Annotated in this window: 22 protein-coding genes; 11 read left to right on the plus strand and 11 right to left on the minus strand. The window is 63.6% G+C overall.

The window, feature by feature from the left end:
• Positions 1-10 precede the first annotated feature (10 nt).
• The gene (locus AC1DYJ_RS07880; RefSeq protein ID WP_477283677.1) at positions 11-1537 is read right to left on the minus strand and encodes a sensor histidine kinase; all 1527 of its coding nucleotides are present in this window, start codon (positions 1535-1537) and stop codon (positions 11-13) included.
• Between the two features lie 157 nt (positions 1538-1694).
• Between AC1DYJ_RS07880 and AC1DYJ_RS07885 the strand changes: the two genes are divergently transcribed.
• Positions 1695-1883: a hypothetical protein gene (locus AC1DYJ_RS07885; RefSeq protein ID WP_477283675.1), complete on the plus strand. Its 189-nt coding sequence runs from the start codon at positions 1695-1697 to the stop codon at positions 1881-1883.
• Positions 1884-1909: 26 nt separating this feature from the next.
• Here AC1DYJ_RS07885 and AC1DYJ_RS07890 read toward each other — a convergent pair whose 3' ends face one another.
• Complete coding sequence (locus tag AC1DYJ_RS07890) at positions 1910-2830, minus strand: diacylglycerol/lipid kinase family protein (protein ID WP_477283673.1); 921 nt, start codon at positions 2828-2830, stop codon at positions 1910-1912.
• Between the two features lie 251 nt (positions 2831-3081).
• On the opposite strand from AC1DYJ_RS07890, the gene AC1DYJ_RS07895 reads away from it, so the two are divergent.
• Positions 3082-4410 carry a PRC-barrel domain-containing protein gene (locus AC1DYJ_RS07895; protein ID WP_477283671.1) on the plus strand — a complete coding sequence of 443 codons (1329 nt, stop codon included), beginning with the start codon at positions 3082-3084 and terminating at the stop codon, positions 4408-4410.
• 99 nt (positions 4411-4509) lie between these two features.
• On the opposite strand, the gene AC1DYJ_RS07900 is transcribed toward AC1DYJ_RS07895, so the two are convergent.
• Positions 4510-6054: an alkaline phosphatase family protein gene (locus tag AC1DYJ_RS07900; RefSeq protein ID WP_477283669.1), complete on the minus strand. Its 1545-nt coding sequence runs from the start codon at positions 6052-6054 to the stop codon at positions 4510-4512.
• A 220-nt stretch (positions 6055-6274) separates the two neighbouring features.
• On the opposite strand from AC1DYJ_RS07900, the gene AC1DYJ_RS07905 reads away from it, so the two are divergent.
• From AC1DYJ_RS07905 to AC1DYJ_RS07920, 4 genes are all read left to right on the plus strand, one after another.
• Complete coding sequence (locus tag AC1DYJ_RS07905; RefSeq protein WP_477283667.1) at positions 6275-7207, plus strand: VOC family protein; 933 nt, start codon at positions 6275-6277, stop codon at positions 7205-7207.
• A 4-nt stretch (positions 7208-7211) separates the two neighbouring features.
• Entirely contained in the window at positions 7212-7844 is a 633-nt protein-coding gene (locus AC1DYJ_RS07910; protein WP_477283665.1) for an alpha/beta hydrolase, read from the plus strand.
• Complete coding sequence (locus tag AC1DYJ_RS07915) at positions 7837-8136, plus strand: GNAT family N-acetyltransferase (protein WP_477283663.1); 300 nt, start codon at positions 7837-7839, stop codon at positions 8134-8136. The genes AC1DYJ_RS07910 and AC1DYJ_RS07915 overlap by 8 nt, the downstream gene beginning before the upstream one ends.
• Positions 8137-8416: 280 nt before the next feature.
• Entirely contained in the window at positions 8417-9475 is a 1059-nt protein-coding gene (locus AC1DYJ_RS07920) for a dipeptidase (protein WP_477283661.1), read from the plus strand.
• Here the strand turns inward: AC1DYJ_RS07920 and AC1DYJ_RS07925 are convergent.
• Genes AC1DYJ_RS07925 through AC1DYJ_RS07940 form a run of 4 tightly spaced genes read right to left on the minus strand, consistent with a single transcriptional unit; the run spans position 9472 to position 14155 of the window.
• Positions 9472-9720: a hypothetical protein gene (locus AC1DYJ_RS07925; RefSeq protein WP_477283659.1), complete on the minus strand. Its 249-nt coding sequence runs from the start codon at positions 9718-9720 to the stop codon at positions 9472-9474. The genes AC1DYJ_RS07920 and AC1DYJ_RS07925 overlap by 4 nt on opposite strands.
• A 2-nt stretch (positions 9721-9722) precedes the next feature.
• Positions 9723-10979 carry an aminomethyl transferase family protein gene (locus AC1DYJ_RS07930; protein ID WP_477283657.1) on the minus strand — a complete coding sequence of 419 codons (1257 nt, stop codon included), beginning with the start codon at positions 10977-10979 and terminating at the stop codon, positions 9723-9725.
• Between the two features lie 4 nt (positions 10980-10983).
• On the minus strand, positions 10984-12549 hold the full coding sequence (locus tag AC1DYJ_RS07935; protein WP_477283655.1) for a phytoene desaturase family protein: 1566 nt from the start codon (positions 12547-12549) through the stop codon (positions 10984-10986).
• Positions 12536-14155, minus strand: a complete 1620-nt coding sequence (locus tag AC1DYJ_RS07940; protein WP_477283654.1) for a phytoene desaturase family protein — start codon at positions 14153-14155, stop codon at positions 12536-12538. Before AC1DYJ_RS07940 ends, AC1DYJ_RS07935 begins: the two co-directional genes overlap by 14 nt.
• A 172-nt stretch (positions 14156-14327) precedes the next feature.
• Here AC1DYJ_RS07940 and AC1DYJ_RS07945 point away from each other — a divergent pair, with 172 nt between their 5' ends.
• From AC1DYJ_RS07945 to AC1DYJ_RS07965, 5 genes are all read left to right on the plus strand, one after another.
• A complete protein-coding gene (locus tag AC1DYJ_RS07945) occupies positions 14328-15728 on the plus strand; it encodes a GNAT family N-acetyltransferase (RefSeq protein WP_477283652.1) in 1401 nt (466 codons plus the stop codon).
• A gap of 27 nt (positions 15729-15755) precedes the next feature.
• A complete protein-coding gene (betI, locus tag AC1DYJ_RS07950; protein WP_477283651.1) occupies positions 15756-16421 on the plus strand; it encodes a transcriptional regulator BetI in 666 nt (221 codons plus the stop codon).
• A 51-nt stretch (positions 16422-16472) separates the two neighbouring features.
• Positions 16473-17555 (plus strand): ABC transporter substrate-binding protein, encoded by a 1083-nt coding sequence (locus AC1DYJ_RS07955; RefSeq protein WP_477283650.1) that lies wholly within the window; start codon positions 16473-16475, stop codon positions 17553-17555.
• Between the two features lie 115 nt (positions 17556-17670).
• Positions 17671-18747 (plus strand): extracellular solute-binding protein, encoded by a 1077-nt coding sequence (locus AC1DYJ_RS07960; RefSeq protein WP_477283648.1) that lies wholly within the window; start codon positions 17671-17673, stop codon positions 18745-18747.
• Complete coding sequence (locus AC1DYJ_RS07965; protein WP_477283646.1) at positions 18744-20039, plus strand: flavin monoamine oxidase family protein; 1296 nt, start codon at positions 18744-18746, stop codon at positions 20037-20039. Before AC1DYJ_RS07960 ends, AC1DYJ_RS07965 begins: the two co-directional genes overlap by 4 nt.
• A gap of 40 nt (positions 20040-20079) precedes the next feature.
• On the opposite strand, the gene AC1DYJ_RS07970 is transcribed toward AC1DYJ_RS07965, so the two are convergent.
• From AC1DYJ_RS07970 to AC1DYJ_RS07985, 4 genes are read right to left on the minus strand one after another with little or no spacing between them, the layout of a single operon-like run.
• Entirely contained in the window at positions 20080-21153 is a 1074-nt protein-coding gene (locus AC1DYJ_RS07970) for an ABC transporter ATP-binding protein (protein WP_477283644.1), read from the minus strand.
• 52 nt (positions 21154-21205) lie between these two features.
• The gene (locus AC1DYJ_RS07975) at positions 21206-22030 is read right to left on the minus strand and encodes an ABC transporter permease (protein WP_477283642.1); all 825 of its coding nucleotides are present in this window, start codon (positions 22028-22030) and stop codon (positions 21206-21208) included.
• Positions 22027-22944: an ABC transporter permease gene (locus tag AC1DYJ_RS07980; RefSeq protein ID WP_477283640.1), complete on the minus strand. Its 918-nt coding sequence runs from the start codon at positions 22942-22944 to the stop codon at positions 22027-22029. The genes AC1DYJ_RS07975 and AC1DYJ_RS07980 overlap by 4 nt, the downstream gene beginning before the upstream one ends.
• Entirely contained in the window at positions 22941-23111 is a 171-nt protein-coding gene (locus tag AC1DYJ_RS07985; protein ID WP_477283638.1) for a hypothetical protein, read from the minus strand. Before AC1DYJ_RS07985 ends, AC1DYJ_RS07980 begins: the two co-directional genes overlap by 4 nt.
• Positions 23112-23157 lie beyond the last annotated feature (46 nt).

Consider the following 23157-nt stretch of genomic DNA (forward strand, 5'->3'; position numbering starts at 1 on the left):
CGAAATCCCTTCAACTGGGCAAATCTTCAAGCGGCATCGATATCTGAGCGAACACGCCTTCGCTACGGAATTCGTGCACCACCTCGCTCGACAAAACCTTGGCGAGGCTACGGCGGATCAAGATCGAGCCGAAGCCTTGGCGTTCGGGCTGATCGACCTTGGGCCCACCGCTTTCGCGCCAGGTCAGCACAAGGCGGCGCCCGCCTTTCTTGCCCAGCGCTTTCCAGTCGACGTCGACCTTTCCCGAGCCCACCGACAGCGATCCGTATTGCAGCGCGTTGCTGGCCAGTTCGTGCATGATCAGGCCGAGCCCCACCGCCTGGTCGGGCGAAAGCAGCAGATCGGGGCCGGAAATCGCAATGCGCGGCTGTTCTACAGAGTCGAACGGCTTGACCTCGATCTGCATCAGTTCGCGAATGCCGATGCCGCGCCATTCGCGATCGGACAAGAGGTTATGGGCAGCGCCCAGCGCCTGCAGCCTGGCGCCGAAGGCTTCGAGGAATTCGCTTGGGCGGCGGGCGTGGCGAACGGTCTGCGTCGCCAGCGCCTGCACCGTCGCCAGTGTGTTCTTGACCCGGTGGTTCAGCTCGCGCAGCAACAGCCTTTGCCGCTCCTCACCGAGCTTGCGTTCCGAGATGTCATAATTGACGCCGAAGATCAGCGTCGGTTTGCCTTCGCCGTCGCGCTCGATGACGCGGCCCCGGGTGGCGATCCAGCGCGGCGGATCGAAGCCCTTGACCCGGTATTCGCCGAAATAATCATCGCTGCCGGTCAAGGCGTCGCGGAAGCGCGTCTCGGTCTGGTAGACGTCGCGCGGGTCGATGGCGCTCAGAATGTCGCGCGCCCGCAACCGGTTCGAGCGCGGCAGGTTGAACAGTTCCGAAAGGCGCACATCGCATTCGATCATGTCGGTGCGGATATCCCAGGCCCAGCTGGCCAGCGAGGCGGCATCGAGCGCAATGGCGCGGCGCTTTTCCTCCTGCGCCAAAGCCGCCTCGGCAATGGCGCCGCTGCGGGTGGCGTCCTTGAGCGTAAACAGGCTGGCAGCGAGACTGGCCAACGCCTTCAGCTGATCAAGCGCGGCGGTGGACGGAAATTCATGCGGCTCCCGGTCGAGCACGCATACGGTGCCGATGCGCGCACCGGCCACCACCATCGGCGCGCCGACATAAAAGCGCAGATGATGCTCGCCGGTCACGAGCGGATTGGCGGCGAAGCGGGGATCGACGCTGGCATCGGTCACCACCATAGGCTCGTCGCCAGCGGCAATGGCGTGGGCGCAGAAGGAGATGTCGGTGGCGGTCTCGGTCTCGTCCAGGCCGACGCAGGACTTGAACCATTGTCGTTCGGTATCGAGCAACGTGACCAGGGCGATTGGCGCCCGCATCACGGCGGCGGCAAGACCGGTGATGCGATCGAAGTCGGGATCCGCGGCGGTGTCGATCGCCTCAAGCCCGTGCAGCACGGCAAGCCGCTCCGGCGCCGCCACGGCGCGGCGGACCTCGACCGGCAGACCCTTCTCCACCTTCTTATCCACCAAGTCCCCTCGCTTGCAGGTCCCCGCCGCCGTGCCGCGCGGCGCGCGCAGCGGTCGGGACCCGGAACTTTTGTAGCAAGCAATCGTTACCCGACCATGTTTCGCCAGGCGTGGTTTTATCCGCCACGCTTGCAGCCGCACGATGGGAACGTCGCCAATGACCAAGATCATCCCTGAGAACAAAGCCCGTCAGGGGGGCTGGGGTTGGCACGGCCTGCGCATCCTGATCGCAGCACTGCTGCTGGCCTTCATCGCCTGGGGTGTCGCCGAGATTTACGGCCAGAAGATCGACAGCAGCGCTCCCGCGACCCAAAGCGCGCCCGCCGGCCAACCGGCCGGCGGCTAGAGCGTGCGATATCGTCGGCCTTCGCATCAGGCGGCCTTCGCCTGGGCGGCGCTTGCCGGCACCAGGACGTTCAAAGCGCCGGGATGAATCTGCACAGCTGTTTCCCGCTCCAGCTTGACCAGTTCGCCGTCGATGACGGCGCCGAACTTCTTGCTTCCGGTGTGGATTTTCACGACTGCCTTGTCGGCCTGATGGATTTCGACATGGTCGCTGTCGCGCCATCTGCCGCGCGCCACGTCGAGGAAGAACCTGGCCAGTTGGCCGCGCTGCCGCGCCACGGTGACATAGATGCCGAGCACGCCGCCGGCAGGATTGTCGGCATAAGGCAGGTGGCCCTCGCCGAACAGATTGTTGGAGATACCGATGCCGCTGATGCGGGTGACGATCTCGGCGTCGCCGACCATCAACGTCACCTTCATGGCGGGCGGATTGTTGATCGTCGTCCAGGCGGCCTTTGCCGAAGCGCGGATCTTTCCCAGGCGCGAAGCAAAGTCCATGGCGTCGCGCAGCTTGACCATCCTGGCATGCAGGCCGATGGAGAACTGGTGCACGAAAGGCCGGCCATTGGCGCTGGCGATGTCGATCGCGATGACCTCGCCGTCGGCGAAGGACTTCAGCGCCGCATCGAGGGTCTGCGGTATGCCCAGGCCGCGGGCGAACAGGTTCATGGTCCCGGCTGGCAGGACAGCCAGTGCCTTCTTCGTGTTCATCAGCCGCGCCGCAGCGGCCGAAATGGTGCCGTCGCCGCCACCGGCCAGCACCACCTCGATGCCGCGCCGCGACGCGACCTTGTCGAGCGCTGCGACAATGTCCTTGCCTTCGACGATGTCGATATCGATGGTATGGCCGGCCGCCTCAAGCGTCTGGCGCATCCGGTCCGAAAACGCGGACAGATCGGTCGTCCGCAAGGTGCCGCCGTCCCGGTTCAGCACCGCTGCAAATCGCATGCCCGCTCCGTATTCTTCTGCCGGAATGCCCAGCCACAGGCTGAAACGGGCAAGCCTTGCAAAGGTTCCATAGGTCGGCCCGAAATGTCGGGCGATTCCACGGACTTGCCCGAGGTGCGGCAAGAACCCCGTTTTTTCGGAACAAGCGCCTTGTCACAACGTTGTGAACGCATTGGAGGCGCCGCTTTCGGTCTCCCGGCAATGGATGCCGGTTGCGGCGCGCACGAGATCACGCAAGAGGAGACGTAATCATGATCCGCACTTTGTTCGCGACGACCGCGCTTGCAACGCTGATCGCCACCGGTGCTTTTGCGCAGTCAACGACAGCGCCGGCGACAACCCCGGCGCCGGCTGAAGCCCCCGCCACCATCGCGCCAGCAGCGCAGCAGGCCGACGGCGCCCTGATGACCAATATCATTGGCGAATCCGTCTATAACGGCACCGCCGACGATGCGCAGAAGATCGGTGACGTCAGCGATGTCGTCTTCGATGAACACGGCCATGCGAAATACGCCATCATTGGCGTCGGCGGCTTTCTCGGCATAGGCAGCAAGGATGTCGCCTTCGACTACGGCAAGCTGCAATGGGTCGAGAAGAACGGGGACCGCTGGCTGGTTGCGGAGACAACCAAGGAAGCGTTGACGGCGCTGCCGGACTTCGACCGCAAACCTTATGATCCGGCAACCGCGCCCGCCACGACGGACAGCGCGCAGAACGATCCACAGAAGCCTGTCGATCTGAACGCCGCGCCGTCAGAGCCGGTGGTGAAACGCGCCGACGGCAATCTCGCCACCAACATCATCGGCGAGAGCGTCTATAACGGCACCGCCGACGATGCGCAGAATATCGGTGACGTCAACGACATCGTGCTGACCAAGGAGGGCAAGGCGCAGTCGCTGGTCATCGGCGTCGGAGGCTTCCTCGGCCTGGGCGAAAAGAATGTCACCTATGATTTCGCCAAGGCCGAGTGGGCGCAGAAGAACGGCGATCGCTGGCTGGTGGCGCAAACCACGAAGGAGGAACTGCAGGCACAGCCTGATTTCGACCGCAAGATCTATGATCCGGTGCCGGTGACGACGATGTCCGACGCCGGGACGCCCGCTGCTCCGGCAGCCATGGCCCCTGCGGCTACCGCTCCGGCTGACACGGCTGCGCCAATGGACAAGACGGCCGAGGCTCCGGCGGCCGAGTCGCCTGACGTGAAGGCCACCGACCCAACGCAGACGGCGGCCATCGACAAGTCGACGCTGACCGAAATGCCGGTCGGTGAGATCAGGGGCGATGATCTGAAAGGCACGACCGTCTATGGCGCCAACGACGAAAAGGTTGGCGAGATCGGCGACGTCGTGCTGGCACCCGACAGCAAGCCGGATGCTGTCATCGTCGATGTCGGCGGCTTCCTCGGCATCGGCGCTAAGGAGGTCGCGGTCGGCATGGACAAGCTCAAATTCATGACCGACAAGGACGGCAAGAAGTACCTCTACACCAACTTCACCAAGGAGCAGCTGCAGGCGCAGGCCGCCTACGACAAGGGCAGCTATGCCGAGAAGCGGGATGAGCAGCGGATGATGGTGCAGTGAGGAAATAGTGAGTAGGCAGTAGGGATTAGGCAGTAGGCAGAGAATGATCTGGCCAAGCGTCCAGCCGCTTGAGGTGTTCTACTGCCTACTGCCTACTGCCTACTGCCCCACGTGCCCCACCACCCCATCGTCCGTCAGCTCCGCCAGCGCCAGCGACTGGTCGAGATGCTCGGCGCGCCAGGCAAGCAAGCGTTCGGCGAATTCGAGCCGCACGCTGAGATAGGCCGGGTCGGTAGCGATGTTGGTCAGTTCGCCTGGATCGTTGGCCAGATCAAACAACAGCGGCGGCAGACCGCCGCCGAAATGCACGTATTTGAATTTTTCCGTGCGGATGACGGCGAGGTTGCACTGGCGCGAGGCGATGCCGAAATGCCGTTCGGCTTCGCCTTCGGCAATAGAGCGGAAATCGAATTCCCAATGCGCCGCGTCACGCCAATCCCCTGATGCCTCGCCGTCCAGGAACGGTTTCAGCGAGCGGCCATCGAGATGCGGCTGGGCGCCGGCATCCAGCAGATCGAGCAAGGTCGGGAAGATGTCGACGGCCTCGGTGAAGCGATCGACGGTCGAGCCGGCCGCCTTGCCGCGGCGCGGGTCACGGACAATCAGCGGGATGTGATAGCTGCTGTCGAAGAAGCCGCCTTTGCCCAGCATGAAATGGTCGCCCATCATCTCGGCATGATCTGAGGTTAGCACGATGACCGTGTCGTTCCAGGCGCCAGCGGCCTTGAGTGCCTGCCAGATGCGGCCGAGTTGCGCATCGACCTCCGAGATCATGCCGTAATAGATCGCGCGGATGGCGCGGAGATTGTCGTCCCCCCAATCGCACACCTTGCCGTTAACGCCGGGGCGGAAGCTTCTCCGCTTCTGCCGGCCGAGATCGTAGGCCAGATAGGGATGGCTTTCCGCCTCCGCCTGCCAGCTTGCGCCACAACGGAAGGCCGGGCCGTCCGCGGGATCATACAGCGTGTTGTAGGGCTCGGGCACGATGAAGGGCGGATGCGGGCTGATGAACGACACATGCGCGAACCAGGGCGCATCCTGTTCGCCCAGCCAGCGGATGAATTCGCCGGCGAGAAAGGCCGTCGGCGTCTCGTCCCTGGAATAGACCGGTGGCGCGTTGGTGACGGCGTCGCCCGTCGATTCACCCACGGGACGATGAATGCCGGGAGAGCCCGCGCTGGTGTCGACGCCGCGTGCCTTAAGCCATGACAGCCACGGTTTTTGATGCTCGGGCAGGAACTGGCGCACGCTGAAGCCGGGCAGCACACCCTCGTAGCTTTTCAGCCGGGGATCGCCCGGCGCCATCGTGCGCGGATCGGACGAGACGTCGGTGTAGCCGAACAAGGTCGGATCATAGCCGAGGGCGCGGGCCGAAAGCGCGATGTTCCCGTGACGGGCGTCGAGCGGCGTACCATTGCGGCAGACGCGGTTGTTCATCTGGTAGAGGCCGGTGTAGAGGCAGGCGCGTGCCGGCGAGCAGGGCGCCGCGCCGCCGTAGTGTCGTTTGAAAAGGACGCCCTCGGCGGCCAGCGCGTCGGCGTTGGGTGTCATCACCGTGGGATGCCCGGCAGCCGACAGGCAGTCGCCGCGCCACTGGTCGCAGGAGATCAGGAGGATGTTCGGACGTCTGCTTTTCGCGGCCAAATTGCGCTATCCTTCATGCTGGGAAGAGGCTCCAGTGAGCCGAATTTTGGCGGTGGCGCAAGCCCGCTGACGTTGCTGAAATGGTGAACGTAAATTTTCTGCTGTTCACTATTAGGATACAGTCCATTCTGAGTTTGCCGCCTTTGCCGCTGCCGTGCGACCCCTCATATAGGCGTGGACAGCGGCAAGGGCCGCAAACACCAAGGGAAGGAGCAAGACAATGCTCGACCAGATCAAGGGCCTGCATCACGTTACGTCAATGGCCGGCGATGCGCGCCAGAACAATGATTTCTTCACCCACAAGCTCGGCCTGCGCCGGGTCAAAAAGACCGTCAATTTCGACGCGCCCGATGTCTATCACCTCTATTATGGCGACGAGCACGGTACGCCGGGCTCGGTGATGACCTATTTCCCGTTCCCGGACATTGCCAGGGGCCGGCACGGCGTCGGCGAGGTCGGCACCACGGCCTATTCGGTGCCGGCGGGTACGCTCGGCTATTGGGAAAAGCGCTTCGCCGATGAAGGCGTTGCGGGTGTCTCCCGCGCAGAGACGTTCGGCGAAAAGCGACTCGCTTTTGCCGGTCCCGATGGCGATGGCTTCGCGCTCGTCGAAGACAAGGCGGACAGCCGCGCGCCGTGGTTGAAAGGCGGCATTCCCGCCGACGAAGCGATCCGCGGCTTTCATTCGGTGTCGCTGCGCCTCAAGGACGGCGGTGCTACCGAGGAGTTGCTGAAATTCATGGGCTATGAGCAGGTCGACAAGTCGGGCAATGTCAGCCGGCTGGCGATCAAGAACGGCAATGGCGCCGATGTCGTCGACATCGAATCGCTGCCGACGGCTGGCTTCGCCAATCTCGGTGCGGGCTCGGTCCACCACGTTGCCTTCGCGGTGGAGAACCGCGCCAAACAGCTCGAAGTGCGCAAGGCGCTGATCGATACGGGCTACGGCGTGACGCCGGTGATCGACCGCGACTATTTCTGGGCGATCTATTTCCGCACGCCGGGCGGCGTGTTGTTCGAAGTCGCCACCAACGAGCCTGGTTTCGACCGTGACGAGGACACCGCGCATCTCGGCCAGGCGCTGAAGCTGCCGACGCAGCATCAGCATCTGAGGCCCTATCTCGAAGAGCATCTGCAGAAGCTGGAAGGCTGAGACGATGAGCAAGGACGCTTACATCCACAAGGCGCTGCTGGGTTCGCCCGGCGGCCCGCTGCTCTTCGTCTTTCACGGCACCGGAGCTGACGAAAACCAGCTGCTGTCGCTGGGGCGCGATCTCGCGCCCCAGGCAACGATTGTGTCACCGCGTGGCGACGTTTCCGAGCACGGCGCTGCGCGCTTCTTCCGCCGCACCGGCGAGGGCGTCTACGACATGGACGACCTCGCGCGGGCGACCGGCAAGATGGCCGGCTTCATCAAGGCACAGGTGGAAGCGGCAAAGCCGTCTTCGGTGCTCGGCCTCGGCTATTCCAACGGCGCCAACATTCTGGCCTCGGTGATGTTCTCAGCGCCTGACCTGTTCGATGCGGCGGTGCTGATGCACCCGTTGATCCCGTTCGAACCTGAGGTGAAGGGCAGCCTCGCCGGCCGTCGTATTCTGGTGACCGCCGGCAAGCGCGACCCGATCTGCCCGCCCAATCTGACGTCGCGGCTGGAAGCGTATTTGCGCGCCGATGGCGCCGATGTCACAGTGGAATGGCACGATGGCGGCCACGAGGTGCGGCCAAACGAGATCGAAGCGGCAAGGCGGCTTTTTGCTGCCGCGCCGGTTGAAGGAGCAAGCAATGCCTGACCAACTGCCTGAAATCGAACTGGAGGACCGCGGCTCGAAGGGCCGTTACGTCCTGCGCGGGCCTGATGGCGCCGAGGCGGAGATGACCTTCACCAAGATCGGGGAGCACCAGATCATCATCGATCACACCGAAGTGCCGGACGTGTTTCGCGGCCAGGGCGCCGGGCTTCGGCTCGTCACCCGTGCCGTCGAGGACGCGCGGGCGGTGGGAAAGAAGATCATCCCGCTCTGCCCCTTCGCCAACGCCCAGTTCCGCCGCCATCCGGAATGGGCCGATGTGCTGAAGCAATAGGCTTCTTCCCCTTCTCCCCTTGTGGGAGAAGGTGTCGCCGAAGGCGACGGATGAGGGGTGCTCCGGGAATGCCAGCGTTTCATTCCGCTGGAACACCCCTCATCCGTCTCGGCGCTGTCGCGCCGATCCACCTTCTCCCACAAGGGGAGAAGGAGAAGCCGCCCCCGCTCAGCCACAAGAGCGAACACATCTCTGGCATTTGCGCAGTTCGGCCTTCTTGCCTAAGTACACAGTTCGCTGCGGCTCGTCCGCTCCTGCCAACTGACCGAATGGCTTCCTGATGACCGAATCCGATCTCGTCCCCGTCTTTGACGGCCACAACGACACGCTGCTCAGACTTTACCAGTCGAAAGACACCGACGTCGAAAAGCTGTTCATCGAGGGGACGCAGGGCGGTCACATCGATCTGCCGCGGGCCAGGAAGGGCGGCTTCGCCGGCGGCATGTTCGCGATCTTCCCGCCGCCGGTTGAGAAGGCCAAGCGCAGCGCCGTGCCGCCGGCGCCGAGCGACAATGAGCCGTTGCCGCCGGAACTGCCGCGTGCCGATGCGCTGACGTCCACCATCGCTATGGCCTCGATCCTGTTTCGGCTCGAGCGGGCGGGCGCGCTCACTGTCTGCCGCAGCGCCGGCGACATTCGCGCGGCGATGGCGAAAGACTCCATCGCCGCGGTGTTCCACATCGAAGGCGTCGAGGCGATCGACCCTGAACTCACGCTGCTCGACGTGCTCTATGAAGCCGGCCTGCGCTCGCTCGGCATTGTCTGGAGCCGTCCCAATGCTTTCGGCCACGGCGTGCCGTTCCGTTTTCCGTCCTCGCCCGACACCGGTCCGGGGCTGACCGATGCCGGCAAGGCGCTGGTCAAGGCCTGCAACCAGCTGAAGATCATGATCGATCTGTCGCATCTCAACGAAAAAGGCTTTCGCGATGTCGCAGCACTCATCGACGCGCCGCTGGTCGCCACCCATTCGAACGTGCATGCGCTGTGCACTCATTCGCGCAATCTGACCGACTGGCAGCTCGGCGCCATCCGTGAGACCGGCGGCATGGTCGGCCTGAACTTCGCTACCGGCTTCCTGCGCGACGACGGCAGGATGAACTCGGACACCAGCCTCGACATCATGGTGCGCCATGTCGATTCGCTGCTGCAGGCGCTGGGTGAGGACGGTGTCGGTCTCGGCTCGGACTTTGACGGGGCGATGATCCCCGCCGTCATTGGCGACGTTGCCGGCCTGCCGAAGCTGATCGATGCACTGGCCGCGCGCGGTTTCGGCCGGGCGCTGATCGAGAAGATCGCTTACAAGAACTGGCTGAACGTTCTGGAGAGGACGATCGGCTAGGCGCCCATGCGCTTCAGCCAGTCCTGGCCGGTGCCGCGATCCCTGATGATGGGCAGCGGGTTCTCGGAATCGAGACGCGCGCAGATGCGGTAGACCTCGAGCGTCTCGGCGCTCATCTCGCCGCGCTTGTAGAAGTACATGGCGGCGGCATAGCGCGTGCGGCCCGACCATTTTTCGCCGAGCGGCGTGTTGACCAGCTGCCACTGTTCGGCGGCTTCCGCCGCATCATCCGGTTCGTCGGCCATGATCAGAAATCCGCTGGCGGATTGGCGGTACGGCGGTCGAGCTTGATGAACGGCCGCGCCACCACCTTGGCTCGCTTCATAAGCTTCTGGTACTGCAGTTCGCGCATGGCGTAGATCTCGACCCAGAGGTCCTCCACCATCGTATCACCGTAAGGCCGCGCCAGCGAAGCAATGGCGATGTTGCGCTTGGCCATCGGCGACCACATGGCGGCGCTGACCAGGCCGACCTCCTGGCTTTTCTTGTGGTAGACGATGGCGTGCTCGGCCGGGATATTGCCTTCGATCTCCAGCCCGACCAGGACATGGCGCAGCTTGCGCTTGGCGCGGGCTTCGAGGATGGTGCGGCGGCCGTTGAAATGGCCTTTTTCCAGGTCGATCATGAAGCCGAGGCCGATCTCGTCGGGCATGCGCAGGCGGTCGGCGCGGATGGCATGCTCGGCGGTGGTGAAGTCGGCATTGGCGACGATCAGCCCGGCTTCGAGCCGGGCGCGGTTGAGCGCGTTGTAGCCTATGGCGCGGATGCCGCGCAGTTCGCCGGCCGCCATCAATCGGTCCCAGAGGCTCAGCGCTTTTTCAGCCGGCACGAACAGTTCGTAGCCGAGATCGCCGGTAAAGCCGGTGCGCGAGATGGTCACCGTGCCGCCGTCATGTGCAAACTCGGCGAGGTCGAAGATTTTCAATTTCTCGACACCGGCAAAACCGGCATCTCGCAGCACGGCGAAGGAGGTCGGGCCTTGCAGCGCGAGGCCGGCAACGGTTTCGGTCTCCTCCTCGACTGCGACATCGAAGCCAATCGCGCTGTCGAGCAGCCAGGGCAGATGCCGCTCCTGCGCACACAGGCGGAAGCGCGTCGGCGACAGCCTGAACAGCGTGCCGTCGTCGAGGACAAAACCTTCGTCGTCGCACCAGGCGGTGTAGTGGACGCGGCCGGGTTTCAGCTTGGTCACATCGCGCAGCGTGACGCGATCGAGGAAGGCTTCGGCGTCGGGTCCCTCGATGCGGTACTTCGTCATCGGCGAGATGTCGAACAACGCCGCCTGGCTGCGGATGGCGAAATATTCGAGCTCCTCGTCCCACAGCGAATGCGGCGCGCGGTAGCCGGCCCAGTTGTACCAGTCCTGGGTCTTCGCTAGCGCATCGATGCGTGGCTGGAACGGCGTGCCGAGACGCAAGGTGCGGAAATGGACTTGTGCTGCGGTGCGGGCCGGGATGATCGAGTCCGCCTTTGCGCTGGGCTTCCTCTTGGTTGCTTGCGCCATGACCTTACCCCTTCATCGCAATGATGCGCTTCGCGGCATTCAGGCCCGGCGCACCCGAAACGCCGCCGCCGGGATGCGAGCCGGCCCCGGCGAGGAACAGCCCTTCGACCGGCGTGTCGTAACCCGACCAGCCGGACACGGGTCGTGACATCAGCATCTGGTCGGCCTGCAATTCGCCATGGTGCCAGTGGCCGCCCGGCATGCGGTAGCGCGCCTCGATGTCGGCCGGCGTCAAAAGCTCTGTATGCAGCACGGATTTCCCGATGCCTGGCGCGTAGGTCTCAAGCTGCGTCATGATCGCCTTCAGGAATTTCGGCTTGCCGGTCTCCCAGCCCTCTTTCAGCGCATAGGGCGCATATTGCACCACCGCCGACAGCACACAGGCGCCGCTTGGCGCGAGCGATGGGCCGGAGAGCGAGGGCAGCGTGATCTCCATCACCGGCTCGGCTGAGAACTCGCCATATTTCGACGGGTTGAAGGCGCGTTCGACATGGTCGGGCGAGGGCGCGATGACCAGCCGTCCCTTGTGACCGGCGGCATCGACGCCGGTGAATTGCGGCGGCTGGTCGAGCGCCAGATGGAGCTTGGCTGCATCGCCCTTCATGCGGATGTTTTTCACTTTGCGCACGAAACCTGTGTCGATTTCGCGTGGCCCGACGAGGTCAAGCATGGTGGCCCCCGGATTGATGGCGGAGACGATCGTTCTGGCGCGCAGCATTTCGCCACTGTCGAGTGCGACGCCGACGGCGCGGCCTTTCTCGACGATGATCTTTGCTACCGGCGACGTGGTGCGGATGGTGACGCCGGCTTTCTCCGCCGCCGCGCGAATGGCGGCGACGACCGCGCCCATGCCGCCTTTCGGCAACATCTGGGCGCCGGCCGCACCGCCGGTCTCGCCGGCCAGCCGGTAGTAGAGACCGAGCAGCGAGGTCGGCGAGCGTGGACCGAGATGGCTGCCAAGCGTTGCGTCAAAGGCGAGCAGTCCTTTCAGCCTGATATCGGCAAGCTGTTCGTCGAGCAGGTCGGCGACGTTCATCAGCAGCACGCGCAGGAAATCGCGCATGTCTTCCTTGCCGAGCTTCTTCAATGCCAAAGCACTCTGGCCGAGCGCCGCTGTCTCAAGCAGCGACATGCCCGCGAGATCGGGCGGGCGTCGCGACAGGAACGGTTTCAATATGCCTGCATAGCGCAACAGCTGCGCGCGCAATTCCTTCCAGGCCGACTGCTCGGAGGGAGTGGAGCCGGTCAGCACTTCGCCATAGGCGCCATGTAGCACCAGCGGCGGGCCGTCCTTCGCCAAGGCAACCGACGGCATGAAGTCGGTGCGTGCAAATTGCAGCCCGTGCTTCTCCAGCTCCAGTGTTTTCACCACATCGGGGTGCAGGCGGTTCAACACATGGGCGATCGAGGAGACGCGAAAGCCTGGCGCGAACTCTCCGGTGCGCGCCGCGCCGCCGACGTCGACTGCTGCTTCCAGCACCAGCGCCTTGCGGCCGGCCTTGGCCAGCGTAGCGGCGGCGACAAGGCCGTTATGGCCGCCGCCAATGACGATTGCATCAAATGACGTCATGGGCCGGGCTCATATGCGAGGTTAACTTGGCGAGGTCGCGCAGGATCTCGGCGGCGGCATTGCGGCCGGGTGCGCCCATGACACCGCCGCCGGGATGGGTCGAGGAGCCGCACATATAGAGACCGCCGACTGGCGAACGGTATTGCGCGTAGCCCGGCACCGGCCGGTTGAACAGCAGCTGGTCGAAGGTCAGCTCGCCCTGAAAGATGTTGCCTTCGGTGAGGCCGACTTCGGCCTCGATCTCGCGCGGCGTGCGCACTTCCATATGGACGATGCGGTCGCGGAAACCCGGCGAGTATTCGGCGATCTGCGCGACCACGCTTTCAGCAAAACCGTCGCGGTCGGCATCGGTCCAGTCGTGGCCGTTCACCTTGGGCGGCGCGTATTGCACGAAGCAACTCATGAAGTGTTTGCCCGGCGGCGCCATGGTCGGGTCGAGCGTCGTCGGGATGACCATGTCGAGGAACGGGTCCGCCGACCAGCGCCCGGCCTTCCAGTCGTCATAGGCGCGTTCCATGCGCTCCATCGAATCGGTGAAGTGCATGTCGCCGCGATAGACCGGCGAATCCTTCGGCAGCGCCGGGAACTCAGGCAGGGAGTCCAGCGCGATGTTGACCTTGCCGGAGGAGCCGCGAATCTTGAAGTTTTTGACCCGGCGCAGGAAAATGTCGGGCAGTTCTTTTTCCTCGACCAGCTTCAGGAAGGTGCGTTTGACGTCGGCGTTGGAGACGACGAGCTTGCCGTAAATCTCCTCGCCGCCAGCCAGCACGACGCCCTTGGCCTTGCCCCTGCCAACCAGCACATGGTCGACTTCGGCGCCGGTTCGGATGGTGCCGCCGCTCGCCTTGAACGAGGCGGCAAGCGCCTTGGTGACAGCGCCCATGCCGCCGCGCGCATAGCCCCAGGCGCCGACCGAGCCGTCGACCTCGCCCATATAGTGGTGCAGCAGCACATAGGCCGTGCCGGGCGACATCGGCCCGAGCGCGGTACCGATGATGCCGGACAGAGCGAAGTTCGCCTTGATGACGTCGGTCTCGAAATACTCGTCGAGGAACTCCGAGATCGACATGGTCCAGAAGCGCAGGGTCAGCGCCATTTCCTCGGATGACAGGCCGGCAAATTTCTTGCCGAGATAGAGCAACTCGCCGATATCGCGTGGCCGAAAACTGGTCGGGTCGGGGGCGGTGCGCATCAGCAGCGGCTGGATGAAGCGGCACTGCCGCGTCACGTCGCGCGAATAGCGGTCATAGGCTTCGGCGTCGCGCTTGGAGAAGCGGGCGAATTCGCGCCGGTGAGCATCATGGTCGCGGTAGTTGGCGAGGTAGTCGCCGTCGCGGGTAAACACCGCGCCGCCCTCATAGGAGATGACCTGCAGGCCGAAGCGCGGCAGTTCGAGGTCGCGCATGATTTCGGGGCGGAACAGCGAGCAGACATAGGAGCAGTTGGAGTAGAGGAAACCCGGCGTCAGTTCTCTAGATGTGGCAGCGCCGCCGACCCAGTCGTTCTTCTCCACCACCAGCACGTCGAGCCCGGCGCGCTGCAGGTAGCAGGCGTTGACCAGGCCATTGTGTCCGCCGCCGATGATGATCGCATCCCAAGCTTTCATTCAGTGTTCCCTTGCGATCCGCGTTCATTTTTGCGTGATCTTGTTCCCGAATGCGCGGAATTTGGCATGGCGATGATTATCTTGTCCAGTCATTCTGAATGAATGTTCAACAAATGATATTGCAATTTCGCCATGTTGAGCTAGGCTTTGCAGAGAACCGGAGTTGGATTTCGTGTCTAACCGAAGAGGGGCCGTCACCGAACGGTCGCTGGCGAAGGTAAGATTCCGCAGGGCCGAGTCGACGGATGCCGACCGGCTCTCCGCCTTCGCAGCGCGTGTCTTCCGCGACACGTTCGCCCACACGGCGACGGCCGAGGACATGGATCGCTATGTCGGTGAATCCTATGGTCCCGGGCTGCAGGCGGCCGAGATCGCCGATCCCAAAGCAACCATCCTGCTGGCGGAGGACCGTTCCGCTCCTGCCGAGGCCGGCGGACAGCATCCGATCGTCGGCTTCTCGCATCATCTGGAGGAGGAAGGGGAATCGGTCGAGTTGCAGCGCATCTATGTCGATCGAACCTGGCAGGGGACGGGTCTGGCGAAAGCGCTGCTGGCCGAGGTCTTCGGCGCAGCCGACAGGCTTGCTGTCCGCCGCGTCTGGCTCAATGTCTGGCATCGCAACGACCGCGCCATCGCCTTCTATGTCAAGCATGGCTTCAGGAAGATCGCGCGGATGGAATTCGAGTGGGGCGACGGCAAGGAGTTTGGCCATGTCATGGAATTCGATCGACTGACGGGTGCGCGTTCGCTTCCCGAAATTCCCCCTCTGAAAAGCCCGACCACGTCCCATGACGAAGCCGAGTACGACGACGCTGCCATCCGCTTCCTCGAGGCGCTGTGGGGCGAAGGTTATCTGTCGCCGGGCGGGCCGGACGAAGTCGACCGGGTGATCGAAGGGCTCTCGCTGAAGGGCAAAACCATCCTCGATATTGGGTGCGGCTCAGGCGGCATCGCGCTGCATCTGCTTGAGCGCCACGGCGCAGCCCATGCCACCGGCTTCGACATCGAGCGGCCGGTGATCGATGCCGCCAGGAAGCGCGCCGCCGCACGCGGGCTTTCAGACCGCGCCAGTTTCGTTCAGGCCCCGCCGGGGCCGCTGCCTTTTGCCGACGCTTCGTTCGATGTCATCTTCTCCAAGGATGCGCTGCTGCACGTGCCCGACAAGGACGCACTGTTTGCCGATATCTTTCGCGTGCTGAAACCGGGCGGTGTCTTTGCCGCGTCCGACTGGCTGATCGGCCATGACGGCGAGCCATCGTCGGAGATGAAGGCCTATGTCGCGGCCGAAGGCCTGTCCTTCGCCATGGCGTCGCCTGAGCGCTATGCGCAAGCGATGCGTCGCGCCGGCTTTGCCGATGTCGCCGTCAAAGACCGCAACCCGTGGTATCGCGAGGTCGCGCGCGGTGAGCTCGAAAGGCTGAAAGGCCCGCTCTACCAGACGGCGGCTGCCGCGGTCGGGGCCGCCTATGTCGACAAGAACATCAAGACCTGGGAAGCCATGCAGAAGGTGCTTGACAGTGGCGAGCACCGTCCCACTCATCTTCGCGGGTGGAAGCCGGCTATGGTGGGATAGCCGGCAATGTGGAGCATGACGGCACCGATGAAAGCTGCAGCGCGCGAAGAGCGATCCTCCGACACGTCTGGAAAAATCGAACCGGAAAAACGCGGCCGCAAGGCGTCGAAGGAGGTCAGGCAGCTGCAGCTGATCGAGGCGACCATCGATTCGCTGGCCAAGCGCGGCTACGCAGAGACGACGATGGCCGATGTCGCCGATGGCGCCGGCCTGTCGCGCGGCATCGTCAACTTTCACTTCGAAAGCAAGGAGAAGCTGCTGATAGCGACGCTGCAGCACATGTATGACGAGTATTCGGCGCATTGGCGTGCTTCTCTGCAGAAAGCCGGTGATGATCCGGCCCGACAACTGCAGGTGCTGGTTTGGGCCGACTTCGACCGCTCGATCTGCAACAAGCGCAAGCTTGCCGCCTGGCTCGCCTTCTGGGGCGAGGCCAAGTCGCGGCCGGTCTATCAGGCGCTGAGCAGTTCCCGCGACGCTTACTACCAGCAGGTCTTCATCGATCTTTGTGCAACGCTCAAAGAGAGCGGCGGCTATGCCTATGAGCCACAGGTGATGGCGCTGGCGCTGTCGGCCATGCTGGAAGGCTTGTGGCTGCGGCTGATGATGGGAACCGAAGACACCACGCGCGAAACCGCCCTGCAGGCGGCGAATGTGTTCCTCGCGGCGGCCTTTCCCAAGCACTACGGATAACCAGAAGCCGGCCAGTCGAGCCGGCAACAACGACAAAGAGGATGGAACAGCATGAAAAGAATAACCCGACGCCTGACACTGACATTGGCACTGACGGCAACGCTGGCGGCTTCCGCCGCAGCGCTGGCTGTTGCCGCCGACAAGGATCTGACCGTGTTCGACTGGTCCGGCTATGAGGACCCGAGCTTCCACCCGAAATATGTCGAGAAGGACGGCGACTCGCCGACCTTCGCCTTCTTCGGCGATGAGGACGAAGCCTTCGAGAAGGTGCGCTCCGGCTTCAAGGCCGACCTCGGCCATCCCTGTTCGCAGAGCGTGACGAAGTGGCGTGAGGCAGGCCTGCTGCAGCCGCTCGACACGTCGAAGATCACCGGCTGGAAAGACCTCAATCCCGGCATCATGGCGATGAAGGATCTGGCCACCACGTCGGACGGCAAGGCGTGGTTCATGCCCTGGGACTGGGGAAACACCCAGCTCACCTACAACTCCGACAAGATCGACGCCAAGGATGTGCAGTCGCTGAAGGCTTTCGCCGATCCCAAATTCAAGGGCCGGGTCTCGATCGGCGACAATGTCGACGACGCCTATGCGCTGGCCAGCCTTGCCATCGGGCTGAAGGACTGGACCACGATGACGGACGACCAGTTCAAGCAGGCTTCCGACTTCCTGCGCCAGGTGCACAAGAATGTCCGCTCCTACTGGACCGACACCACCGACGTCGTGCAGTTGCTCTCCGGCGGCGAGGTCGATCTCGCCTGGGCGTGGAACGATGCGACGGTCCAGTCCGTGGCGGCCGGTGTGCCGATCAAGGCCAAGAAAGACACTGACGAAGGTATCTCGACCTGGGTTTGCGGTTACGTCCTGTTCAAGGACGCGCCCGGCAACATCGATAAGGCCTATGACTTTCTGAACGCCGTCAACGATCCGGAAACCGCCAAGGTGCTGGTTAAGGACTGGGGTTATGGCCAGGCCAATGCCAAGGGCATGGCCGGTGTCGACCAGGCGATCCTGAAAGAAAAGGGCTATGACGACGTGCAGAAATTCGTCGACAAGACGCTGTTTCAGTCGCCTGTCCCGTCTGCGCTCAAGCTCAAGATGATCGCCGAATTCGAGAAGATCAAAGCGGGCTACTAAAGCCCGTCCGGCCTCATCCGTCTGCCCGTCGCTCGGGCGGGCAGACGGTCTCGCCAAGGCCGCTGAAATTCCGTAACGTCGCCCGGCCGCTTTCAGCGATGAGGAGTTTCGCGCCATGAATTCCATGCTTCGCCGCCTTGCCTTCGCCGCTGCCATAACAGTGGGCGCCGGCGCCGTGCTGGCTTATGCCGAGGGCGGTGGCGACCTCGTCGTGTTCGACTGGTCGGGCTATGAGGATCCGCTGCTGCATCCCGACTACACCGCCAAATACGGCGCCGAGCCGACCTTCGCTTTCTTCGGCGACGAGGAAGAAGCCTTCCAGAAGATGCGGGCCGGCTTCAAGGCCGACATCGCGCATCCCTGTTCGCAGAGCGTGGTCAAGTGGCGCGAGGCCGGCATTCTGCAGCCGCTCGACACCAGCCGTATTGCCGGCTGGAAGGATCTCAATCCCGGCATCATGGCGATGAAGGATCTCGCCACCACCGCCGACGGCAAGGCCTGGTTCATGCCGTTCGACTGGGGCAACACATCGCTGCTCTACCGCACCGACAAGGTGACGGCTGACGAGGCGCAGTCGCTGAGGATTTTCGCCGACCCTAAGTTCAAGGGCCGCGTCACCATCGGCGACAATGTCGACGACGCCTACGCGCTGGCAAGCCTGGTCATCGGCCTCAAGGACTGGACCAAGATGACGGACGCGCAGTTCCAGGAGGCGTCCGCCTTCCTGCGCGACGTGCACAAGAATATCCGCTTCTACTGGACCGACGACACCGATCTCAACCAGGCCTTTACCGGCAATGAGGTCGACCTCGTCTGGGGCTGGAACGAGACCTTCGTGACGCTCAAGGGACAAGGCATGCCGATCGCCATGAACCGCGACACCAAGGAAGGCATTTCGACCTGGGTGTGCGGCTATGTGCTGATGAAGGACGCGCCGGGCAAGCTTGATCAGGCCTATGATTTCCTCAGCGCGGTCAACGCGCATGCCGTGTCCGACTATCTGGTCAAGACCTTCGGCTACGGTCACGGCAACAGCGCCGGCATGGCGGCGATCGACCATCAGGTGCTGACCGACCGCGGCTTCGACAATCTCGACAAGTTCCTCGACAAAACCCTGTTCCAGCAGCCGGTGCCGCCCGAGCTCAAGCAGCGCATGGTCACGGAGTTCGAGAAGATCAAGGCCGGCTATTGAGCGACAAGATCGAAAGAACCGACGTCGTCATCGTCGGCGCCGGCTTCACCGGCCTGTCGGCGGCGCTTGCGCTGAGAAAGGCCGGCATCGATGTCGTGCTGCTCGAGGCGCGCGACCGTGTCGGTGGCAGGGTCGAAGCGGTTCGCAACGGCCTTGGCGAACGGATCGACAGCGGCGGCCAGTTTTTCTGCGAAGACATGCCGGAGGTGACGGCGCTGGCCGCGGCCCGCGGCAAGGCCTTCGTCGAGACCTATGTGGATGGCGATTTCATCACCCATCCGTCACTGTCGGTCGAGCAGGCCGAGCGGACCTATTACGGCGCGATGGCGATCCGCGAGCGCATGAATGCGATCGAGCCGGACGACCCTTCGATCGCCGGCATGAGCGTTGCCACCTGGCTCGAACGCCAGCCTGATCCCACCGACGCCAAGACGGCCTTCCGGTCGATGATCGAAGGCCTGTGGTGCCTGGCGATGGACAGAGTGCCGCTGTGGCACCTGATCGACAATGACCGCCGCATCACCAACGAGGTGCCGGAGCTGCAATATTCCTTGCGTGAGACGATGCAGTCGCTGGCCGAGGATCTGGCTGGCGATCTGGGCGACCGGGTGCGGTTGAACGAACCGGTGACGCGCATCGAGCACGGGCCGCACGGGGTTCGTGTCGTCTCGGCAAGCAGCGCCGTCGAAGCGCGAAAAGTGCTGGTTGCTGTACCGCCGGTGACGGCCGCGAAGCTCGATTTCGCGCCGGCCTTGCCGGCGGCCCTCGACAAGGCGCTTGGCGTCTGGGAAAGCGGCGCGGTGATCAAGATTCTGGTGCGCTATCCCACGCCGTTTTGGCGCGATCGTGACTTGTGTGGCATGGTGATGTGGCGCGATTTGCCGGGCCTGTTTGCCTGTGACGCCAGCAAGGATATCGATTACGCCGCGCTGGTCGTCTTCGTCGGCGGACCGCTGGCGCTACGCTGGCGCCCACTCGACGATGCTGCGCTGCGCGCGGAAGTGACGGCAAGGCTGATGAGCGCCCTTGGTCCGAATGCTGCCGACATTATCGATTTCAGCCAGCGCGACTGGATCCAGGACCGCTGGAGCGGTGGTGCCTACAGCGACCTCATTGTCGATGTGACGGCACGGGATGCCGAGCGCACGATCCGTGCCGGCGCGGCCCCTGTCCATTTCGCATCATCGGAACTGTCGCCGTCCTTTCCGGGCTATGTCGAGGGTGCGATTGTGATGGGGCGCATCGCTGCCAAAGAGATCGTGGCCGAGCTTCAGATTCTTAGCAGAGCATGATCTTTTTCCGAAAACCGGTTCCCACTTTTCGGGATCATGCTCAGTCCGCCATAGCCACCAGGGCCTCGGGATCGTAGGCGAGGCGGATGGAGGTGCCGACCGGAATGTCATCGGCGCCGAAATCATTGGTCTCGGTCACCGACAGCGGCTTTTCCAGTCCGGGTATCTCGACGATCAGATGGGTGATCTCGCCGAAATAGTGGCGCTCGACCACCTTGCCGGCGACCTCGAACTTCGCCGTCGCATTGTCCCACAGCACACGCAGCCGCTCCGGCCGGATGCCCAGCGTGGCGCCGCCGCCATTGCGCACGAAGGCCTTCGGCTTGTCGGTTCGGACGCGGCCGAAGCCCAGCGTGTCGACGACCAGCGAGGCGGCATTCTCCTCGACGATCTGAGCCTTGACGAAATTCATGCCGCCGAGGAAGTCGGCGACCTGCCGGTTGACCGGCCGCTGGTAGATTTCCTTGGGCGAGGCGACCTGGGCGATCTTGCCGCCGAACATCACCGCGATGCGGTCCGACATTGCCAGCGCCTCATACTGGTCGTGAGTGACCAGCACGAAGGTGATGCCGACCGCCTGTTGCAGGCGGCGCAGTTCGACCTGCATCTGCTCGCGCAATTTCTTGTCCAGCGCCGACAGCGGCTCGTCGAGCAGCAGCACCTTGGGCCGCATCACCAAAGCGCGGGCAAGCGCGACGCGCTGGCGCTGGCCGCCGGAAAGCTCGGTGGCGAGGCGCTTGCCGAGGCCGGTCAGCGACACCTGCGCCAGCGCCTCCTCGACGCGGCGCTTTTCTTCCACCGCGCCCAGCTTCAGCCGCTTCAGCCCATAGGCGACATTCTGCTCGACATTGAGATGCGGGAAGATGGCGTAGCTCTGGAACACCATGTTGGTCGGCCGGCGGTTGGCCGGGATGCCTTCCATCGACTGGCCGCCGACCGAGATCGAACCGCTGGTCGGGTTGTCGAAACCGGCAATCATGCGCAGCAGCGTGGTCTTGCCGCAGCCGGAGGGACCGAGCAGCGAAAAGAACTCGCCTTCCCTGATGGTCAGCGTCGCGTCGTCGAGCGCCTTGAAGGCGCCGTAGCTGCGGGTGACGCTGCGGATCTCGATCATAGACCGATCAGATTGGGTCCGCTCGGATTGGGGCCGTTCGGCCTGGGTTGGCTCAGGCATAGAGGCCTCCCTCGTTCTGGGTGCGCCTAGCCGCACGGCGGCGCAGGATCTCGGCAACGGTCATCAAGACAAAGGATGCGACCAAGAGCAGCGTGCCCAGCGCCAGCACGCCCGGCAGCTTGGCAGCGAAGCGCAACTGGCCCCAGATATAGATCGGCAGCGTCGTCTCGGTACCGGTGAGGAAGAAGGCGATGACGAACTCGTCGAGCGAGATGGTGAAGCAGACGAGCAGACTGGAAATGATCGCCGGCGCCACCATCGGCAGCGTCACCCGCCGAAAGGTGCCGAAGGCGCTCTCGCCGAGATCGGCGGAGGCCTCTTCAAGGCTGCGGTCGAAACCTTCGAAACCCGCGGTCAGCACCGTCATCGAATAGGGAATGCAGATCAGGACGTGGCCGAGCACGACGGTGAACAGCGACAGGCTGAGGCCGAGCTGCAGCATGACCAGCAGCATGGAGATGGCGAGGATGATTTCCGGGAGCACCAGCGGCGCCATGATCAGGCCGTTGATGGTGCGGCGGCCGGGATAGCGGTAGCGGGTGATCGAACGGGCGGCGAGGATGCCCAGCAGCGTCGCCAGCACCGACGCAGAGACGCCGACGATCAGGCTGTTCCAGGCGGCGTCGAGCAGCGCCGGCGTCTTGGGCAGATCTTCGTACCATTTCAGCGTATAGCCGGTGAGGGGAAATTTCGGCGTCGGCGCGGTGTTGATCGAGAAGATCGGCAGGAAGATCACGGGCAGATAGAGAAAGACGACGTACAGGAAGGCGTAGGCGGTCAGCCAGCCGCCGGAAAAGAAGCGCCGCATCGCCGTCATCGCGCCAGCCTCTGCAGCGCGCGGATGATCAGCACCGTGGCGCCGGCCATCAGTGAGACGACCAGCATGGTGGTGACGGACAGTGCCGCGCCCAGCGGCCAGTTCGATGCCTTGCCGAATTGCGCCTGGATGGCGTTGGCGATCATGACGCCGTCCTTGCCGCCGACCAGCTTCGGCGTGACGTAGTCGCCGACCGTCGGGATCATGACGATGAGCGCCGCCGACAGGACGCCCGGCGCCGACAAGGGCAAGGTCACGCGCAGGAAGGAGCGCAGCGGGCCGTCGCCAAGATCGGTGGCGGCCTCGACCAGAGTGCGGTCGACTTTCTCCAGCGAAACGAAGATCGGCAGGATGGCGAAGGCCGCCCAGGCGTGGGTCAGCGTGATGATGACGGCGCTGGAATTGTAGAGCAGTGCGGTCGACGGCTCATCGATGATGCCGAGGCCCATGAGGCCGGAATTCAGCACGCCATTGTAGCCGAGGATCACCTTCCACGACATCACGCGCAGGAGGTAACTGGTCCAGAACGGGATGGTGATCAGGAACAGCCACAGGCTCTTGTGTCGGCCGCCATGGAAGGAAATGAAATAGGCAATGGGATAGGCGAGGATGACGGTGAAGAAGCTTACCGTGAGCGAGATGTAGAGCGAGCGCCAGAGCAGATCGCGGTAGATCGGCTCGGTCAGCGCGATGCGATAGTTTTCCAGCGTGAAGGTGTGATCGATGGTGAGGTAATCCTGCGACCAGAAGGAGTGGGCGAAGACCACAAGGATCGGCAGCACCAGCAGGATCAGAGCATAGAGAAACGTCGGGCTGATCAGGGCAAAGCCCTGGACGGATTCGGACTGCAGAAGGGCGTTTCGCCTGGCCCGCGTCATGCCGAATACGGGCGACCCTTCGGCAGCCGCTGTCATTGCAGCGCTCCGGGCGTGATCTCGGTTGCTGGCTCGAACTGTCCCGCCATGATGCTCCCATTGACCGGGCCGGCTGCCTGTTCCCAATTCTTGCGGAGCGCGATCGAACCAAACCGATGACCGCTTTTGCTGGTCGCGCTCCAAGCTTGCCGGCTTTCTTTCATCATGAGCGCATCCGTGGATTGAAATCAAGCGCTATTTCTGTAATATTGA

The organism is Mesorhizobium sp. P2_B11 (assembly GCF_056404855.1).